The sequence below is a fragment of the Acinetobacter towneri DSM 14962 = CIP 107472 genome, from assembly GCF_000368785.1.
GTDB lineage: Bacteria > Pseudomonadota > Gammaproteobacteria > Pseudomonadales > Moraxellaceae > Acinetobacter > Acinetobacter towneri.
The window spans coordinates 1-1,460 of record NZ_KB849664.1 but is presented as its reverse complement, the minus strand read 5'-3'; the positions used below and the strand labels follow the sequence as shown (position 1 = coordinate 1,460).

Genomic DNA, 1,460 nt, shown 5'->3' with positions numbered 1-1,460 from the left:
CAACTTATGATCTTATGTAATCCGGAATAGAGTTATGGGATGGGAAACTACTTCCTGTCGTTCTTGTCAGGGATTTGTCCATATATGGAAGTGCAGCGCTGAAAAATTAAAGCTCCATGAATTAAGTCCTCATTTCTTGTTACGTGAGGACTTAATTCATATCAAAACCTATTTATGACATAGGATAATAAATAGTATTCCTTAGATGCTCATAAAAATTAAGTAAAAGTTGATCATATATATCCTGTAGACGAATTAAAGATAATTGCTGAAAACCATATTCTTCAAAAAATTGATTATCAACAAAATATGTAACAGCTTCGTAGGTTGTGAGATGTTGTGCAACATTAAGAATCTTACAAAAGTTTGGTTCACGTTGTAATTGTAGTTCTGTGGTTGTGATAATTTTAGAAGCAATCATTTTTGAAATAGTACGCACATTAAGATTACGGATTTCAGGTTTAATAGAATTAAGAAAGTTAGGGGAGTTATTCATAATCGAGCCTTTAAGTGAATAGATGTTTTTCGTAAAAGAAAAATTTACTTAAATTGTTGGTTATGAAAGAATGCAAAGGTAAAAAGTCGAAATTTTACAATCTTTCATTTCATTGATTTGGAATGAAAAGCATGAGTGTACTATTGTCAGATAGTGCACTCATGCACATACAATATTGATCATCTAATGTTCCTCCTTCGTTTGTATAAGATGTTTTTTGTCGAAATAGACAATAAAATACTATCAATATTTATACGAAAACTTGTCTATTTAGTCAAGTTTATATTGTCGATTTATGGTTGTTTGTTATGATGATTGAGATGAATTCTGATTTATTTTGTATAAGACTAAAAGAGATCAGAAAAATGAGAAAAATGACACAGCAAGAGTTGTCGGAGAAATCAGGTATTCCATCTACATCAATTGCACATATCGAGGCAGGTTCTCGTAAACCGTCATTAGAAAATTTTTATAAGCTAGTTGTTGTATTGAATGTATCTGCTGATTATTTATTAGGATGTATAGATCAACATACTCATCCAGGGAGTGATCCAATTACAAAATCTATTCAAGAATTACCTGAATCAGAAAGACAGATGATTGAGAAATTTATCTTATCTTTAAAAAATTAAATTTTTTTATTAGGGGAGATTACCTAAGCTGTTAGTGATGACGTAAAAAATGCCTGAAGTTCAGGCATTTTTTCGTTTTAGGTACTTATAAACCTCGATAGAACTTTTCAATAAAGTTTCGAGTTTTGAGAACCAGAGTGTTCATCAGGGTCTTACGTTCTGAGATCTTGGGACGCGCAATCGGTAAGTCTTTGACATCTTCACGGCTAGGTAAACGCTGGGTGTATTCATATTGGCTGAGCACCGTTTTGAAGACTTCAGGTTTGATGGCTTCTTTTTGACACAGCTCATTCAGCGCCTTTTCTTTTTCCACATCCCAAAACTGAGCAAAG

Annotated in this window: 3 protein-coding genes; 1 reads left to right on the top strand and 2 read right to left on the bottom strand. The window is 32.5% G+C overall.

Annotated elements, in window-relative coordinates:
• Positions 1 to 172: 172 nt before the first annotated feature.
• Positions 173 to 496 carry a hypothetical protein gene (locus F947_RS00120; protein ID WP_004967812.1) on the bottom strand — a complete coding sequence of 108 codons (324 nt, stop codon included), beginning with the start codon at positions 494 to 496 and terminating at the stop codon, positions 173 to 175.
• A gap of 308 nt (positions 497 to 804) precedes the next feature.
• On the opposite strand from F947_RS00120, the gene F947_RS00115 reads away from it, so the two are divergent.
• Positions 805 to 1,128 (top strand): helix-turn-helix domain-containing protein, encoded by a 324-nt coding sequence (locus F947_RS00115; RefSeq protein ID WP_026438500.1) that lies wholly within the window; start codon positions 805 to 807, stop codon positions 1,126 to 1,128.
• 85 nt (positions 1,129 to 1,213) lie between these two features.
• Here the strand turns inward: F947_RS00115 and F947_RS00110 are convergent.
• Positions 1,214 to 1,460: type I restriction endonuclease subunit R, EcoR124 family (locus tag F947_RS00110; RefSeq protein ID WP_004967809.1), on the bottom strand; the 247-nt coding region annotated here is incomplete at its 5' end.